The sequence below is a fragment of the Nocardioides limicola genome, assembly GCF_016827675.1.
GTDB lineage: Bacteria > Actinomycetota > Actinomycetes > Propionibacteriales > Nocardioidaceae > Nocardioides > Nocardioides limicola.
On sequence record NZ_JAERJA010000002.1, the window covers coordinates 440,581 to 455,987 of the forward strand.

General features: G+C 71.4%; 13 protein-coding genes. 4 read left to right on the top strand and 9 right to left on the bottom strand.

Annotated features, from left to right (window positions below; translation table 11 throughout):
* Positions 1-13: 13 nt before the first annotated feature.
* The 4 genes from JKG67_RS06115 to JKG67_RS06130 form a co-directional block, all read right to left on the bottom strand.
* On the bottom strand, positions 14-1,642 hold the full coding sequence (locus JKG67_RS06115; protein ID WP_203336375.1) for a helix-turn-helix transcriptional regulator: 1,629 nt from the start codon (positions 1,640-1,642) through the stop codon (positions 14-16).
* Positions 1,643-1,776: 134 nt separating this feature from the next.
* Complete coding sequence (locus tag JKG67_RS06120; protein WP_203336376.1) at positions 1,777-2,877, bottom strand: flavin-containing monooxygenase; 1,101 nt, start codon at positions 2,875-2,877, stop codon at positions 1,777-1,779.
* 109 nt (positions 2,878-2,986) lie between these two features.
* A complete protein-coding gene (locus JKG67_RS06125; protein WP_203336377.1) occupies positions 2,987-3,403 on the bottom strand; it encodes a VOC family protein in 417 nt (138 codons plus the stop codon).
* Between the two features lie 39 nt (positions 3,404-3,442).
* Positions 3,443-3,817, bottom strand: coding sequence for a nuclear transport factor 2 family protein (locus JKG67_RS06130; RefSeq protein ID WP_203336378.1), 375 nt, complete (start codon positions 3,815-3,817; stop codon positions 3,443-3,445).
* Positions 3,818-4,265: 448 nt separating this feature from the next.
* Between JKG67_RS06130 and JKG67_RS06135 the strand changes: the two genes are divergently transcribed.
* From JKG67_RS06135 to JKG67_RS06145, 3 genes are all read left to right on the top strand, one after another.
* The gene (locus tag JKG67_RS06135; protein WP_203336379.1) at positions 4,266-7,259 is read left to right on the top strand and encodes an SCO7613 C-terminal domain-containing membrane protein; all 2,994 of its coding nucleotides are present in this window, start codon (positions 4,266-4,268) and stop codon (positions 7,257-7,259) included.
* Positions 7,260-7,284: 25 nt separating this feature from the next.
* Positions 7,285-8,655 carry a hypothetical protein gene (locus tag JKG67_RS06140; RefSeq protein ID WP_203336380.1) on the top strand — a complete coding sequence of 457 codons (1,371 nt, stop codon included), beginning with the start codon at positions 7,285-7,287 and terminating at the stop codon, positions 8,653-8,655.
* Positions 8,656-8,751: 96 nt separating this feature from the next.
* Positions 8,752-9,822: a Leu/Phe/Val dehydrogenase gene (locus JKG67_RS06145; protein WP_203336381.1), complete on the top strand. Its 1,071-nt coding sequence runs from the start codon at positions 8,752-8,754 to the stop codon at positions 9,820-9,822.
* A gap of 80 nt (positions 9,823-9,902) precedes the next feature.
* On the opposite strand, the gene JKG67_RS06150 is transcribed toward JKG67_RS06145, so the two are convergent.
* From JKG67_RS06150 to JKG67_RS06165, 4 genes are all read right to left on the bottom strand, one after another.
* A complete protein-coding gene (locus tag JKG67_RS06150) occupies positions 9,903-10,082 on the bottom strand; it encodes a DUF3073 domain-containing protein (RefSeq protein ID WP_203336382.1) in 180 nt (59 codons plus the stop codon).
* Between the two features lie 156 nt (positions 10,083-10,238).
* Entirely contained in the window at positions 10,239-11,318 is a 1,080-nt protein-coding gene (purM, locus tag JKG67_RS06155) for a phosphoribosylformylglycinamidine cyclo-ligase (RefSeq protein ID WP_203336383.1), read from the bottom strand.
* Positions 11,319-11,357: 39 nt separating this feature from the next.
* Complete coding sequence (gene purF, locus JKG67_RS06160; RefSeq protein ID WP_203336384.1) at positions 11,358-12,917, bottom strand: amidophosphoribosyltransferase; 1,560 nt, start codon at positions 12,915-12,917, stop codon at positions 11,358-11,360.
* An 84-nt stretch (positions 12,918-13,001) separates the two neighbouring features.
* Positions 13,002-14,465 (bottom strand): dipeptidase, encoded by a 1,464-nt coding sequence (locus JKG67_RS06165; protein WP_203336385.1) that lies wholly within the window; start codon positions 14,463-14,465, stop codon positions 13,002-13,004.
* Positions 14,466-14,612: 147 nt separating this feature from the next.
* Between JKG67_RS06165 and JKG67_RS06170 the strand changes: the two genes are divergently transcribed.
* Positions 14,613-15,038, top strand: coding sequence for a DUF402 domain-containing protein (locus JKG67_RS06170; RefSeq protein ID WP_203336386.1), 426 nt, complete (start codon positions 14,613-14,615; stop codon positions 15,036-15,038).
* A 5-nt stretch (positions 15,039-15,043) separates the two neighbouring features.
* Here the strand turns inward: JKG67_RS06170 and JKG67_RS06175 are convergent, their stop codons facing one another.
* Positions 15,044-15,403, bottom strand: coding sequence for a sterol carrier family protein (locus JKG67_RS06175; protein WP_307816451.1), 360 nt, complete (start codon positions 15,401-15,403; stop codon positions 15,044-15,046).
* Between the last annotated feature and the right edge of the window lie 4 nt (positions 15,404-15,407).

Genomic DNA, 15,407 nt, shown 5'->3' on the forward strand with positions numbered 1-15,407 from the left:
TGCCGGTGCCGGCTCAGGCGAGGTCGTGCTCGTAGGCGAAGGCAGCGGCCGCGGTGCGCGAGCCCACGTCGAGCTTCGCGAAGATGTTGGACAGGTGGCGGGCCACCGTCTTCTCGGAGAGCACCAGCTCGACCGCGATCTGCGGATTGCTCCGGCCCGCGGCGACGAGGCGCAGCACCTCCACCTCGCGGGGGCTCAGCCCTGCGGGCACCGCAGTGTCGCCCACCAGGTCATCGGCAGCACGCGCCGCGGGCGAAGCCCCGAGCGCTGCGAACCCGTCCCGCGCGGCGCACAGCTCCGCCACCGCACTCCGCTCATCACCGAGCAGTCGCAGCGCCCTGCCGATCAGCACCCGCCCTCGGGCGACCTCGTACGGTGCATCCAGGCTGCTCCAGGCGTCGGTGCACCGTCGTCCCGCGAGAAGGGCCGCTTCGGGTTCCGCGCGAGCCAGCGCCACCAGCGCCATCGCGTGGGCTCCGGCCGCCTGCAGCGCCGTACAGTCGAACTCCGTGCCGAGCTCGCTGAGCTGCGCAGCGAGCGGCGCGGCGTCCTCTGCCCTGCCGGCGTCGACCATCACCTCGACCGCCGCGGCAAGCACCTGCGACCGATGCACGGGGTCCTGCCGCTCCGCCAGCAACCGCTCGACGGCGGACAGGGCAGCATCGCGACGACCTCGCGCAAGCCACAGCAGCGCGCGCCCGGGCTGCGTGGCATGGCCATGCTCGGCCGCCCGGTCGTACGCGGCCTCGGCGTCGTCGTGCGAACCGCGCAGGCGGAGCACCTCGCCCTGCTCGTAGTACGCCTCACCGACCGCGGCACTGCCGCCCGCGTCGGCGTAGCGCCGTATCGCTCGCTGCAACTCCTGCAACGCGTCATCGAACGCACCGTGCAGCCGCATCAGCTGCCCCCGATGCACGGCGCATTGCCCCGTGTAGGCGACCAGGCCCGGTTGCCCGTCGCACCAGGCGGTGAGGGCGTGGGTCCACTGTCCGGCGCGATCGAGATCGGAGATCTGCTGGACGGCCTCGATCGCCGAGCAGTAGATGACTCCCGAGTAGATCGGCGAGACCTCGCCGGCGATCACCGAGATCATGGCCTCGTCCAACAGTCGCAGGCCCTCGGAGACGCGGCCGCTGAAGATGGTCATCCGCCCCTCGACATGCAGCCCCATGGCCAGCAGATCAGGATCGCCGAAGCGGCGGCCGTACTCGGTGACCAGGGGGGCAGCGGCAACCGCGTCACCGAACTCTCCCTTCATGACGTGGCCGAAGGTGACCCGTTCCTGCAGGTAGCCGCGCTCCACGATGTCCCCGTCGTACTCGTCGAGCAGCCGCTGGGCGCGGGCGAGCCAGCCGTTGCCGACCGCGACCTCACCACCGCCCCAGAGCGTCGCGACCAGCCAGTAGGCGGCCCGCGCGGCGCCGGGCACGTCGTCGCGGTCGAGGTACTCCTGATAGGCGCGCTGCAGGGACTGGATGACGTCGTTGCGCCGACCCAGCAGGTACGCCGCGTTCGCCAACGCGACGAAGTCGTCGGGGGTCAGGTCCACGGCTTCGAGCCCGGAGAGTGCGTCGTACGCCGCGACCCATTCGCGACGTTCGTAGGCCTCGCGGGCCTCACGCAAGTCGTCGAGCACGCTCATGGCGCATCATCCCTTCGCGTCACGAGCGTAACCGCCCGAGCGAGCGGGCGGCCACCCTTCACAGCTCAGGCGGCGCTCGTGCGTCGGCTCACCCGGGCGGAGAGCTCCATGACTTCCTGCTTCGTCCGTCGATGTCATGCCACCGCTGGCGCTGCGGCGGGAGTGCGGTCGGCGATGCGGCGCGCGAGGTACTCCGCGTCGCGGCTGACGCCGTTGACCTCGCCTGAGGCGAAGCAGTACTGGAACGCCAGGCCGCAGAAGTAGAAGCCGGGAATCGATTCGACGACGCCGCGGTACTCCACGGGCCAGCCGTCCTCGACCTGCACCGGCAGGTCGATCCAGTCATAGGTCTGCCGGAAGCCGGTGGCCCAGATGATGCTCGCCACGTCGAAGCTTCGGCCGTCGTCGAGGCAGGGCCGCCCGTCCACCACGCCGGTCACGTGATCGGCGATCCACTCGACGCCTCGCTCACCGAGGTGTTGGCGCTTGACGCGCAATTGCGGAGCCCCGTGATGCCGGATCTTCGCCATCACCTTGCGGCCCATCGGGGTCCGCCGGGTGAGAACGTGGTTGAACATGAACTCGATGACCGGGAAGGCCCGCCGGAACCGCCCGGAGCCCCACTCGAGGGGGACGTTGCCTCGCTCCGGCCCGATCAGCGTGGTGGGGTGCTTCGCCGCCACGTCGTAGGCGATGTCCAAGCCACTGTGCGACGCCCCAACGACCAGCACCGGCCCGTCGGGAAGGTCGTCGGGGCGCTGGTACTCGCTCGAGTGCAGTTGTCGGATGCCGGGGTCGATCGTGCTCGCGAGCTCCGGGACCTTCGCCGTACGCCCGAAGGTGCCGGTGGCCACCACGACGTTGTCACAGGTGATCTCGTCGGAGCCGAGGTTGGCGGTGAACCGGCCGTCGCTGCTGCGGGAGAGCCGCTCCACGCGGGTCTGCATGCGCACCGGCAGGTCGTTGCTGACGGCGTAGAGCTCGAGGTACTCCGCGAACTCATCCTTGGTCGGGAAGTGCCAGGGATCGCCCGGGAACGGCAGGCCGTCCAGGCCGTTGGCCCTGGCGGGGGTGAACAGCGTCAAGCTGTCGTAGTGGCACCGCCAGTTGTCGCCGATGCGGGCCATCCCGTCGACGATCACGAACTCACGGCCGAGCTGCTTGAGTTGGTAGCCGGTCGCCAGGCCGGCCTGGCCGGCGCCGATGATCAGGGTTTCGATGTGTTGTGTGGTCATGCCGCCGACGCTAGGTACGGCGTACCGCGCCCCACATCGGGCAGAACACCCAACTGCTCATCGGCGTCGATGGGTGCATTGGCCCATCGACTGAACTGGCGGCGCCGGCTCAGCTGCCGAGCGGCTCGCCGGCGTAGGTCCCGAAGCTCCACATGTTGCCCTCGGGGTCGCGCACCGTGAAACCCCGCGAGCCGTACTCCTCGTCGGCCAGACCGCGGACCAGGTCGGCGCCCGCGCCGATCGCCCGCGCGTGCAGGCCGTCCGGATCGGTGCAGACGAGGTAGACGAGCTCGTGGCCGGGGGTGCGTTGCCCGAACGGCGAGTCGTCCTTGCCGGTGCTGCCCAGCATGATCCCTCCGCCGGGCGGCCACCGAAGTTCCGCGTGCAGGATCACGCTCGGGTCGTCGTCGTGGGTCAGGACCGTGGTCGCGACGAAGCCGAAAGCGTCCGTCAGGAAGTCGATCGCGGCAGGCGCGTCCCGATAGCTGAGGCACGGCCACACGGCCGTCGGCTCCTGGCTGCTCATGCCCCCATCATGCCCAGATGGGGCGGGTGCCGGTCAACCTCAACTGACCTGCATGTCCTCACCGGCCCAGAAGGCACGCATGCTGGTGATCCTGGCCTCGTCGTCGAAGGTCATCACGTCGATGGGTGCCAGCGTGTACTTCTGGTCACCGGCGATCGTGACGAGCTCGAAGCTGAAGGCCGCCTCGGATCCGGCGATCTTGGCCGTGAGCAGCCGCCCCTCCTGTTCGAGGCCGTCCAACTGGCTGTAGAAGGTGGTGATCTGCGCCCGGGTGGTCAGCGGCTCCGTGCCGACCGGGTCCTCGACCGTGGCGCCCTCGGCGTACAGCGCGACGATCTCGTCGGCGGTCCCGTGGGCGACGCGATCGATGTAGCGCTCGATCACTTCCAGGATCTGCTCCCTGCTGGCGGCCATCTCGTCTCCATTTCTGAAACAGGTTCTTGTTTGGTGGGTGCAATCTACCCCGTTTGACGCGCTGATGGTGGCCTCGATACACCGCCTCGCAAGCTCGGCGGCACTCGACCACCGAAGGACAGGCCCCGGTGGTCGAGTGTCGGCGAGGAACGACCGGCCCCGGTGGTCGAGTGTCGGCGAGGAGGGGCGGGCTCCGGTGGTCGAGTGTCGGCGAGGAGAGGCGGGCTCCGGTGGTCGAGTGTCGGCGAGGAGAGGCGGGCTCCGGTGGTCGAGTGTCGGCGAGGAGGGGCGGGCTCCGGTGGTCGAGTGTCGGCGAGGAACGAGCCGACGTATCGAGGCCACCACCGAACCGCGGAGGCGGGCCAGAGTCGGGTTGAGTACGGGTACCCAGCCCGGGTGGGTGTCGCGCCTGCTGCGAGGAGTCGGCGATCCATGGGTGAATGGGCCCATGCGTACCTACGCCGACCCGTCTCGGTGCCCCGACTGCGATGGCCCGATCACGCCAGCAGACGAGTCCTGCCCGGCCTGCTCCCTCCCCCTGCGCGGCACCACCGCCCAGGAGCTCTTCACCACCCTGACCCATGCCGATCGACTCCTGGGCAGGCTCCGCACCGAGGCCGTCCCGCGGCAGCCCTCGCCATCCCCGAGTACGCCGGCCACCGCGCCGCCTCTCCCCGCACCACCTCTCCCCGCGGCGCCCGCACCAGCGGCACCCGCACCCGCAGCACCCGCGCCGCCCGTCCCCGCGGCGGCGCGCCGCACCGGGCTCGCCGCGGCGTCGGTCCCGAAGATCCTGCTCGGGCTCGGCGCCCTGTGCCTGCTGGTCGCAGCACTGGTCTTCCTGGCAGTCACCTGGCAACTGCTCGGCGTGGGCGGCCGCACCGGCGTCCTCATCGGGTTCACCGGGGTCGCTGCCATCAGCAGCCTGCTGATGGCCAGGCGTGGCCTGCGAGCGGGGGCGGAGTCGCTGCTGACCGTGGCGCTGGGATTCCTGGCCTTCGACGTGGTCGGTGCCTGGCACGCGGGATGGCTGGGAGACCTCACCGCAGCCGAGGCGACGTCGGTGACCGGCCTCGCCCTGCTCCTGGCCGGGGCCGCGAGCACCGCGGTCCCGACCCGGCTGCCTCGGATCCTGGCCGGAGAGGTGATCGCGGCCATCGGAGGGTGGCTGGTGGTGCTCGGCGCCCTGGCCACCGGGAACTGGTCCGTCGCGGCAGTCACCGCCGTGGGCGCCCCGGCCACACTGCTGGTGGCCGGGCTCGCCTGGCGGCTCGAGCGGCGCTGGGCGGCAGCGATGCTGGCCGGCGCGGGACTCGTGTGGTGGCTGGTGCTGCTGATCAACGGGCTCGGACGCATCTTCCGTGTCGGCTCCTACGACCCCGACTGGGCGCTGTCCCACGACTATCTGTGGGTCGACTTCGAGGTCTGGCCCCTCCTGGTCGCGGCCGGCATCGCACTGGCCGGGGCGCTGCTGGTGGCACTCCCCCGGGGCCTCCGACTCACTGCCGCGGCGGTCGCCGGCACACTCAGCGTCGGGATCATCGCACTGCCCTCCCTCGACGAGGCTGCCGCGGTGCACGTCTCCACCTGGCTCGCACTGCTCGTCGCGGTGGCGGTCGTCTCCTGGGCTGCCCCACTGCCGTGGGCCAGGGCGGCGCTGCCGCCGATGCTGCTCGCAGCCGTGGTGCCGGGCCTCGCGTTGGCCGAGCTGGCCATCACCAGCGCCGTCGCCTTGTTGCCCGACACCCTCTGGCAGGGCCCGGTCACCCAGACCACCGGCACCGATCTGGTCCCACTCACCCCGCCGTGGCTGCTGGCTCCGCTGGTCGCCGGACTCCTCGTCGCCGGACTCGCCGCGCTGAGGCCCGGCCGCGAGGCGCTGCGAGACCGCACCGGGCTGCCCGGGATGGCGGCGCTGATCGTCGGCGGGGTCGCGGTCGCCTCACTCCTGCTGTACGACGCCCCACTGCTCGCCGTCCTGGCCGCCTTCGCCGCCGTGATCGTCGTACTGCTGCTGTGGGCGTGGCCGGACCGTTCCCGGTGGCTGGCGGTCACCTTCGGTCTCTTCGGCCTGGCCGCGCTCCCCGCCCTGGCAACGGCCGAGACCACCGCCGCAGTGATGCTCGCCCTGGCCGGGTACGCCGTCGCCTGCCGGTGGCGTGGCTCCGACCGGGTGGCCCAGCTCGGTCAGCTCGTCGGCTACCCCGCCATCGCCGTAATGCTGTGGGCGTTGGCCGAACTGGCCGCGCTTCCCGACCAGCACCGGGCGATGCCCGTCGTACTGGCGCTCGGCCTGGCGGTGACCCTGGCGCCGCGACCACTCGCCGACGCCACGGCCGGCGTCACCGGACTGGTCGCCCTGGCCACGGCCCTGAGCCACGCGCAGCCGGCCCACGACCTGACCGCCGACAACTGGGTCACCGTGCACCTGGCCGTCGCCGCACTGGTGGCGCTGGGCAGCAGCCTCATCGACGTGCCCGGTCGCAGTCTCGGCTGGGCCTCCACGCGAGACCCCCGACTGGTGGCCGGTGCCGCCCTGCTGCTCGCCGCCCTGGTCCCTGCCATCGGCACGGCCTGGACGGCCGCCGTGGTGCTGGCACTGATCGCGCTGGTCTCGGTGGCGCTGATGCTCACCCGTAGCGACCAGGCTGGCCGGATCGGCGGGGAGTTGGCGCTCTTCCCCGCGCTGGCCGGGTTCTTCTGGGCCATCGGTGAGCTGACCGAGGTCGATCCACACTGGCGCGCGGTGCCGGCGCTGCTGCTGATGGGGTCCATCGTGGTGGCCCGGCCGCGGCCGGCGGGGGACGTGTCCGCGTTGTTCGCGGGCACGGTGGCTGCGGTGGCCGCCACCGAGGCAGCGGTCGCCAGCCAGACGTGGGCTGCGATCCACCTGACGGTGCTCGGCTCGATCATCTGCACCACCGCCCTGGTCAACGTGGAACGCCGTCAGTTCGGGTGGGTCGGTGGCGCGCTGCTGGTGCTGGCCACCTGGGTTCGGCTGCACGAGATCGGGGTCAGCGAGCCAGAGCCGTACACGCTGCCTGCAGCCATCGTCCTGCTCATCGTCGGAGTCCTGCACCTGTACCGCAACCCCGACGCCTCCACCCGAGTGGCGCTCACCCCAGGACTGGCGCTGGCTCTGGTGCCCAGCCTGCTCTGGGCCGTGGTCGACCCGATCTCGCCGCGGGCAGCTGCGGTCGGACTGGCCGCGCTGGTCGTGATCCTGGTCGGGGTCAGGCTCCGGTGGAGCGCACCGATCACCGTCGGCGGCCTGGTCGGCATCGCCCTGGTCCTCAGCGAGGCCTCCCCCTGGCTGGGCGCGATCCATCCGTGGATCCTGATCGGCCTGGCCGGCACGCTGCTCGTCACCGTCGGAGCCACCTGGGAGGCTCGGCTGGCCGAGGTCCGGCGCGCGGGTGCCTACCTGGCCCGGCTCCGCTGACACACCGGCTGACAGACTGGCTGACGTGCTGCCGCCTCTCCAGCTCGACCGCCGGGTCCGCCCGGTCGCGCTGATCTCCACCCCCGCACACGTGCGTCGGTGGGCCGCCGGCACCGCCCCGGTCGAGGAGACCTACCCCTCCCGGCCGGTGGCTCCCAGCACGACGGTGCTCGCTCACCTGTCCGGGGATCCTGCCCCCGGCCAGCTCGGGATCGGCTGGCGCACCGACCGGATCTCACTCGCCGGCTGGTACGACGCGACCACCGGCCGCACCAGGCTCACCGTCGATGCCGGCACCGGCGCCACCAGTCACCGCAGCCGCCGCCACGGCACCGTGTCCGCACCGGCGACGGCCCTGGCGCTCACGCTCACCGGACCCCAGCTCACCCTCTTCACCCAGGCACCCGACGGCGCCTGGACCGCCCGGGCGCGCGCCGACCTGACCGGCCTGATCGACTGCCACGACCCGCGGCTGCTCGCCGACCTCACCCCCTGGCATCACTGGCGCGGCGCTGGCCCGCCCCCGGTGACGGGATTGGAGTGCGGCCCGTTCGGCCAGCTCGGGTTCCGGGACCCTCGCTTCGTCAGCCACGCCGACGGGACGCCGTACCGCACCGACGACGGACTCTGGCTGACCCTGACCCACGCCGGACCGGGGTTCTTCCCGACCGCGCACACCGGCGTCTGGTCGCTCGACCCCGACACCGGGCGGCTCCAGCACCGGGCGGATCTGTTCTTCCGCCGCGACGGCGGCATCTTCGGCGACCACGCCACCCACCTGGTCAGGGACGACGACCAGTGGCTGGTCGCGGCCAGCACCTGGGGCGACTTCGACCCCGACCGACCGGGCGCTCGGGTCGAGGTGACCCTCTCCCGCACTGACGCCGACCTGCTCACCGGCACCCACCTGCTCGACGGCGTACCGCTGCGACTGCCCACCGAGGCACTGGCCCGGTCGGTGGGCGTGTGGGATCCGCACCTGGTCCGCACCGATGCTGGTTGGCTGGTGGCGTTCGTCTCCGCCACCCGGTTCTTCTCCTTCCACCCCGCACTGGCCGCCGGCCCCACCCTGGATGCGCTGGAGCTGCTGGCCGCCGACGAGTCCCGGACCGCCACCGAGGGCGTCACCCTGCTCCAGGTCGACGGCAGCTGGCGGCTGGTCGCCAGCGACGGGCCACGGAGCCCACGCGGCACCGGCGGCCGGTACCCCGTCTTCGACCTGACCCTGACCGAGGTCGGCACCCTGACCGCGCCGTACCCGAGCAACATCCCCTGGCCCACCCTCGCCCGTCACCGCGATGGGTGGTGCTGGGTGACCTTCGACGGCACCGAGCACGGTGGCGCGCTGTTGGGCTACGGCAGCCACGGCGACCTGTTGCTCGGGTCATCGGAATGAGCCGCAGGGTCTAGGATTGTGTTACCGGTCACACCACCTCCGTGGCCGGGATCAAGAGTGCCACCCACCCGCGTGGCACCCGACCGAGGAGATTGCATGTCCGCTGAATCCGGCGCGTACGACGTCTTCGCCGACGATCACGAGGAAGTCGTCTTCCGTCACGACCCCGAGACCGGCCTCAAGGCCATCGTCGCGATCCACTCCACCACTCTGGGACCCGCCCTCGGCGGCACCCGCTTCCACCCCTATCCCAGCACCGAGGCCGCGCTGGCCGACGTACTGAACCTGTCCAGGGGGATGACCTACAAGGCCGCCCTGGCCGGGCTGGCGCTCGGCGGCGGCAAGGCGGTCATCCTCGGTGATCCTGCGGCCGCCAAGACCGACGCCCTGCTCGAGGCGTACGGGCGGCTCGTCGAGTCGCTCGATGGCCGCTACATCACCGCCTGCGACGTGGGCACCTACCCGGCCGACATGGATGTGGTGGCACGCCAGTGTCAGCACGTGACCGGCCGCAGCAGCGCCGCCGGTGGCTCCGGAGACTCCTCGGTGTTGACCGCCTTCGGCGTCTTCCGGGGGATGCAGGCCGCGGCCGCGCAGGTCTGGGGGGAGCCGACCCTGGCCGGACGCCGGGTGGGCGTGGCCGGTGTCGGCAAGGTGGGCCGACACCTGGTCGAGCACCTGCTCACCGACGGCGCCGAGGTCGTGGTCACCGACGTGTACCAGCCGGCGGTGGACCAGCTCGTCGCCGACCATCCCGAGGTCCGCGTCGTGGCTGACACCCGCGACCTCGTCACCGGCACCCTCGACGTCTACGCACCATGCGCGCTGGGTGGCGCCCTGGACGACGACGTGGTCGACGCCCTGCAGGCGGCGGTCGTCTGCGGTGCCGCCAACAACCAGTTGGCCCACCCCGGCATCGAGCAGGCCCTGGCGGCAGCGGGGATCCTCTACGCGCCCGACTACTGCGTGAACGCCGGCGGACTGATCCAGGTCGCCTCGGAGGTGTACGGCTACTCGGCCACCGAGGCCCGGAACCGCGCCGAACGGATCTTCGACACCACCACGGCCGTCTTCGAGCTCGCCCGACGCACCCACGTCCCGGCCGCGGTCGCAGCGGACCGACTGGCCGAGGAACGGTTGCGCGCCGGCCGCCGAGAGGCAGCCTGATCGCGTGAACTCGGGCCTCCTCGACCGAGGGGCCCGGGCTCCGTCCAGTTCAGGAGGCGCAGGCCTCGGGCGAGGAGTGATCAGTCATCGCGCGAGATGTCGGGTTTGTCGGGCCAGTCAAGGTCCTCCGACGTGTCGGTCTCGTTCTTGTCATCGCCATGCAACTCTCGTGCCAGCGCGCCGAAGTCCGTCTCATGAGTGCGGTACTTCAACTCGCGGGCAACCTTGGTCTGCTTGGCCTTCGCTCGGCCGCGCCCCATAGGGTCCGACCCCCTCGCACGCATCGGCCGGGGCTGTGCCCGGGATCTCAGTCTGTCTCGTAGAGCCAACGCTACCTGCTCCACGGTCATTCCTGCACACCAGGGCGGCGGATTTGGACTACGCCGTCAGCGAAAATGCCTCTGGTGTGGCACGTGTCACCAGCCGGGGTGCTGCCCGACCATCCGGACCGAGCCGCCGTCGGATCCGGTCGCGTCGCCGACGACCCCGGCCACCCAGCCACGGATGCCGAACTCGGCCAGCACCTCAACCGCCGCATCGGCGTCCTGCCGGTCGACCATGGCGACCATCCCGACGCCGCAGTTCAGGGTCATCTCCAGGTCCGGCTGGTCCACCTTGCCGACGCGACGGACCACGTCGAAGACAGGCTGCGGGGTCCACGTGGTGCGGTCCACCGTGGCGGTCACCGACTCCGGCAGCACCCGCTCCAGGTTGGCGGCCAGGCCACCACCGGTGATGTGCGACATCGCGTGCGTCTGAGTACGGCGGGCCAGCGCCAGGCAGGCCTTGGCATAGATCCGGGTCGGCTCCAGCAACTCCTCACCCAGGGTGCGGCCGAAGTCGTCGATGTGCGCGTCCAGCGACCAGCCCGCGCCGCCGTGGGCGGGGTCACCGAGGAGCACGTGCCGCACCAACGAGTAGCCGTTCGAGTGCAGGCCGGAGGCCTCCATCGCGATCACCAGGTCACCCGCACGGACCCGCTCGGCGCCGAGCAGGTCGGCGGCCTCGACCACGCCGGTGGTGGAGCCGGCCACGTCGTACTCGTCCGGCTCCAGCAGCCCCGGGTGCTCGGCGGTCTCGCCACCGATCAGCGCACAGCCGGCCTCCACGCAGGCCTCGGCGATGCCGCGGACGATCGAGGCGATCCGCTCCGGGACCACCTTGCCGCAGGCGATGTAGTCGGTGAGGAAGAGCGGCTCGGCGCCACAGACCACCAGGTCGTCGACGAGCATCCCGACCAGGTCGAAGCCGATCGTGTCGTGCTTGTCCATCGCCTGCGCGATGGCCACCTTGGTGCCCACGCCGTCGGCCGAGCTGGCCAGCAGCGGGCGGTCGTAGGACTTCAGCGCGGACGCGTCGAACAGTCCGGCGAAGCCTCCGATGCCGCCGAGCATCTCCGGGCGGCGCGCCTTCTCCACCCAGGTCTTCATCAGCTCCACGGCCCGGTCACCGGCCTCGATCGAGACTCCGGCGGCGGCGTAGGCGTTCTCGCTCATCTGGCTCCTGTCAGGTGGGTGGTCACGGTCGGCTCGGCGTCAGGGACGACTCAGGGCGTCCACGGCCCCGCCGCCGGTCGTCGAGACGGCCAGGCCATCGGCGTCGGTGCGCAGGGAGGCGCGCTGCTCGAGCAGGTCCTTGCCGAGCTTCTCGGTGTCGGGCAGCGGGATCGGGTACTCCCCGTCGAAGCAGGCCCGACACAGGTTGTCCATCGGCACGTTGGTGGCCTCGACCAGGTCCTCGAGGGAGATGTAGCCCAAACTGTCGGCGTCGATGGAGCGGCCGATCTCCTCGGGGCTGAGCCCGTTGGCGACCAGTTCGGCCCGGGTGGCGAAGTCGATGCCGTAGAAGCACGGCCACTTCACCGGCGGGGAGGCGATCCGGACGTGGATCTCCTTGGCGCCGGCCTCCCGGAGCATCCTGATCAGGGCGCGCTGGGTGTTGCCGCGGACGATGGAGTCGTCGACGACGACGAGTCGTTTGCCCTCGATGACGTCACGCAAGGGGTTCAGCTTCAGCCGGATGCCGAGTTGCCGGATCGTCTGGCTGGGCTGGATGAAGGTGCGGCCGACGTAGGAGTTCTTGACCAGCCCGGTGCCGTAAGGGATGCCGGAGGCCTCGGCGAAGCCGATCGCCGACGGGACGCCCGATTCGGGGACCGGGATCACCAGGTCCGCCTCCACCGGGTAGGTCTTGGCCAGCTTGCGGCCGATCTCGACCCGGACGCTGTGCATCCGCTGGTCGTTCATCAGCGTGTCCGGCCGGGCCAGGTAGACGAACTCGAACAGGCAGTGCTTCGGGGCGGCGTCGGCGAACCGCCGGGACCGCAGCCCGGCCTCGTCCACCATCACCATCTCGCCCGGCTCGATCTCACGGATGTAGGAGGCGCCGACGATGTCCAGTGCGGCGGTCTCGGAGGCGACCACCCAGCCGCGTTCCAGGCGGCCCAGCACCAGCGGCCGGATCCCCTGCGGGTCCCGGGCGGCGTACAGGGTCTGCTCGGTCATCCAGACGAAGCTGAACGCACCCCGCACCTGGGGCAGCAGTTCGACGGCGCGCTCCTCGACGGTGCTGCCCGGATGGTCGGCGAGCAGTTGGGTGACGATCGCGGTGTCGTTGGTGGTCTCACCGGGCATCCGCAGGTGCAGATCGAGCTCGGCGTCCAGGTTCCTGGCGGCGAGGATGTCGGCGAGCTCGGCGGTGTTGATCAGGTTGCCGTTGTGGGCCAGTGCGATCGAGCCCTCGGCGGTGGGGTGGAACGTCGGCTGGGCGTTGTGCCAGGTCGGCGCCCCGGTGGTGGAGTAGCGGCAGTGGCCGATCGCCACGTGTCCGCGCAGCGACTCGAGCGTGGACTCGTCGAAGACCTGCGAGACCAGCCCCATGTCCTTGTAGACGAGGATCTGTCTCCCGTTGCTGACCGCTATCCCGGCCGACTCCTGGCCGCGGTGCTGCAGCGCGTAGATGCCGTAGTAGGTGAGTTTGGCGACGTCTTCACCGGGCGCCCAGACACCGAAGACTCCGCAGGCGTCCTGCGGTCCTTGGTCCTGGGGGTCCAGTGCTGCGGTGAGGCGGCCGTCGCCACCTTTGCTTGGGCGCACGTCGGTCAGTCTAGGCGAGTCGGGTGGCTGGTCCGAGTCGGCGACGGGGGCCGGACGCGCATCCGGGCTGGAGTGTGCCCGAGGTCACTCGGCGGCCAGGTTCCCGAGCAGCAGCGCCTCGGCCACGCAGACCCGCTCGAACTCAGCCAGGTGCAGCCCCTCGTTGGCTCCGTGGGCCCGGGTGTCGGGGTCCTCCACGCCGGTGACCAGCACCGCGGCGGACGGGAAGGCGTCGAGGAACTCGGCGATGAACGGGATCGATCCGCCCACCCCCATGTCGATCGGCGCGGTGCCGTCCCAGGCGGCGGTGAAGGCGGCCCGGGCCGCGTCGTACGCCGGACCCTGGGCGTCGATCCGGGTGGCTTCGCCGGTGTCGACGAGGGTGAACGTGACGCTCGCACCCCAGGGCGTGTGCGACTCGACGTGCCGGCGCAAGGCGTCGGCGGCGTTGTCGGTGGTGTCGCCGGGCGCGATCCGCAACGAGAGTCGGGCCCGGGCGGCGGGCACCAGGGTGTTGGAGGCGCCCTCGACCTGGGGGGCGTCGAGTCCGGTGATGCTCAGTGCGGGCCGGGTCCACAGCCGCTCGACGGCGGTGCCGTCACCGATCAGCTGCAGTCCCTCGACCGCGCCGGACTCGGCCCGCAGTCGGGCCTCGGGGTAGTCGACGTCGGCGGCCGGACCGGCGTACAGGCCGGCGATGGCGAGGTTGCCGGCGTCATCGTGGAGGGTGGCGATCAGGCGGCTCAGCGTCATCAGCGCATCGGGGACGAGGCCTCCCCACATCCCCGAGTGCACGGCGTGGGTGAGGGTGCGCACCTCGACGTCGGCGCGCACCATGCCGCGCAGGCTGGTGGTCAGCGCGGGCACCCCGACGTCGAAGTTGGCCGAGTCGGCGATCACGATGACGTCGGCGGCGAGCCGGTCCTGATGGGCGGCGAGCAGCGCCGGGAGTGTGTGCGAGCCGACCTCCTCCTCACCCTCGATGAAGAACTTGACGGTGACCGGCAGGTCGTCGCCCCAGATCCGCAGCGCGGCCAGGTGAGCGATGATGCCGGCCTTGTCGTCGGCGGCCCCTCGGCCGTAGAGCCGCTCCCCGCGCTCGGTGGCGACGTACGGCGGCGAGTCCCACTCGGCGTGGTCGTTCTCCGGCTGCACGTCGTGGTGGGCGTAGAGCAGCACGGTCGGCGCCCCGACCGGCCCCTGCTTGAGACCGAGGACGGCCGGCGGTGCGCCCTCGTGGGCCCGGACGATCTCGGTCCGGACCCCTTCCGCGGCCAACAGCGCGGCGGTCGCCTCGGCACTGCGCTCCACCTCGCCGGCCCGGGCCGGGTCCGCGCTCACCGACTCGATGGCGACCAGCGCCTCCAGGTCGGCGCGAAGCCGTGGCATCTCGGCGGCCAGGCGGCTCCGAACCTCAGCGACACTGAGGGTGCCGGCATCGTCGCGGCCGGAGTCGTGGCCGGAGTCGTGGCCGGAATCGTGGCCGGAATCGTGGCCGGAATCGTGGCCGGAATCGTGGCCGGAGTCGTGGGGGCTGGTGACGTCCATGGCTCCCGACCCTAGCCCCCCGCCGAAGTAGCCCACCTCGGCGGCCGAAGTAGCCCATCTCGGCGGCCGAGGTGTCACATATCGACGCTGTACAGACTCTCGGTACCGTGGCAGGGTCCCCCACTCATCGGACCGGAGGCCACACCGATGCGGGTGCAGAAACGCAAGGTCGGCGGCGTCGTCCGCGCGACCTGGACCGCGCGATCGCTGGGCGTCGACACCTGGGGTGAGTGGCTGTGGGTCCCATCTGAGGCAGGCGCACTGCTGTTCCCGTCCACGCAATCCTGGGTGGCATGGTTCCAGCCCGACGGAAGCGTGCGCGTGGACGTGGCGACCGACCTCACCACCGAACCCGGGCTGCGCTGGTTCATCGACCTGGACCTGGATTGTGAGCGCGCCGCCGACGGGTCGGTGTCCATGCTGGACCGTGACGACTTCGAACTCCGCTCCCCCACCTATCCGCGGGCATGGGTCGAACTCGCCCTCGAGGCCTGGCGCGAGGTCGGCGAGGCCCTGACCGAGCGGCGGGAGCCATTCGACCGCGCCGCGCACCGGTGGCTCGCCCGGGGGTAGTTCGATCAGCGGATCGGCAGGTACGCCGACAGGTCGGCTCGCTCCCCGCTCGCGGTGAACTCCGGCGACTGAGTGGCTTGAGCCCAGGTGATCTGGCCGATGGCGAGCCGGATCCACAGCGTCGGCGTCATCTCCACGACCGCGGGCGGCGTGCCACGGGTGTGCCGTACGCCGGCGACGACCTGCGCGGCGGCGTACGGAGGTATCCGCACCTCGACCGACCGACCGGGAGCGATCACGCTGAGTAGCGCCAGGTAGTGCTTGCAGAGAAGCCTCAGGTCAGCCGAGGTCGCCTCGTCGCCGCCGAACCTGGCCAGCGCGTCGTTCACCTCGAACGGGTCGGCTGGACGGAGGCGTGGCGGCACCGAG

What these genes read in the sequence shown, in the direction of transcription:
- purM (WP_203336383.1), bottom strand. Translation starts at nt 11,318, where the DNA reads ATGAGCGAGAACGCCTACGCCGCCGCCGGAGTCTCGATCGAGGCCGGT.
- JKG67_RS06115 (WP_203336375.1), bottom strand. Translation starts at nt 1,642, where the DNA reads ATGAGCGTGCTCGACGACTTGCGTGAGGCCCGCGAGGCCTACGAACGT.
- JKG67_RS06145 (WP_203336381.1), top strand. Translation starts at nt 8,752, where the DNA reads ATGTCCGCTGAATCCGGCGCGTACGACGTCTTCGCCGACGATCACGAG.
- JKG67_RS06150 (WP_203336382.1), bottom strand. Translation starts at nt 10,082, where the DNA reads ATGGGGCGCGGCCGAGCGAAGGCCAAGCAGACCAAGGTTGCCCGCGAG.
- JKG67_RS06135 (WP_203336379.1), top strand. Translation starts at nt 4,266, where the DNA reads ATGCGTACCTACGCCGACCCGTCTCGGTGCCCCGACTGCGATGGCCCG.
- JKG67_RS06170 (WP_203336386.1), top strand. Translation starts at nt 14,613, where the DNA reads ATGCGGGTGCAGAAACGCAAGGTCGGCGGCGTCGTCCGCGCGACCTGG.
- JKG67_RS06125 (WP_203336377.1), bottom strand. Translation starts at nt 3,403, where the DNA reads ATGAGCAGCCAGGAGCCGACGGCCGTGTGGCCGTGCCTCAGCTATCGG.
- JKG67_RS06120 (WP_203336376.1), bottom strand. Translation starts at nt 2,877, where the DNA reads ATGACCACACAACACATCGAAACCCTGATCATCGGCGCCGGCCAGGCC.
- JKG67_RS06165 (WP_203336385.1), bottom strand. Translation starts at nt 14,465, where the DNA reads ATGGACGTCACCAGCCCCCACGACTCCGGCCACGATTCCGGCCACGAT.
- JKG67_RS06130 (WP_203336378.1), bottom strand. Translation starts at nt 3,817, where the DNA reads ATGGCCGCCAGCAGGGAGCAGATCCTGGAAGTGATCGAGCGCTACATC.